The 373-nt window shown below is 75.1% G+C and carries 1 pseudogene; it reads right to left on the bottom strand.

The window, feature by feature from the left end:
* Positions 1-373 (bottom strand): annotated as a pseudogene (locus TR48_RS43945) (polyketide synthase dehydratase domain-containing protein); the annotation flags it as partial.

Below are 373 nucleotides of genomic sequence, written 5' to 3'. Positions count from 1 at the left end.
CGGGCGTCCACTCCGGGCGGAACAGCGCCTCGTGCCGACCTCCGCCACCGCCCAACTGCTCGGGCGAGAAGGCCCGCAGCACCAGCGAGTCGACGGACGCCACCGGCGCACCGGTCGCGTCGGCCACCGCGAGCGAGACCGCGTCCGCACCTGCCGGGGCGATCCGCACCCGCAGCTCGGCCGCGCCCGCCGCGTGCAACGACACCCCCGACCACGCGAACGGCAGCCGGCCCTGACCGGTGTCCTCCAGCAACCCCCCAGACCGATCGCATGCAGCGACGCGTCCAGCAGGGCCGGGTGCAGACCGAAGAAGCCCGCGTCGGAGCGGCTCTCCTGCGGCAGCGACACCTCCGCGAACACCTCACCCCCCAGA

Origin of the sequence: Streptacidiphilus neutrinimicus (assembly GCF_000787815.1) — a bacterium.
Classification (GTDB): domain Bacteria; phylum Actinomycetota; class Actinomycetes; order Streptomycetales; family Streptomycetaceae; genus Streptacidiphilus; species Streptacidiphilus neutrinimicus.
This window is presented reverse-complemented; position numbering and strand designations above follow the sequence as displayed.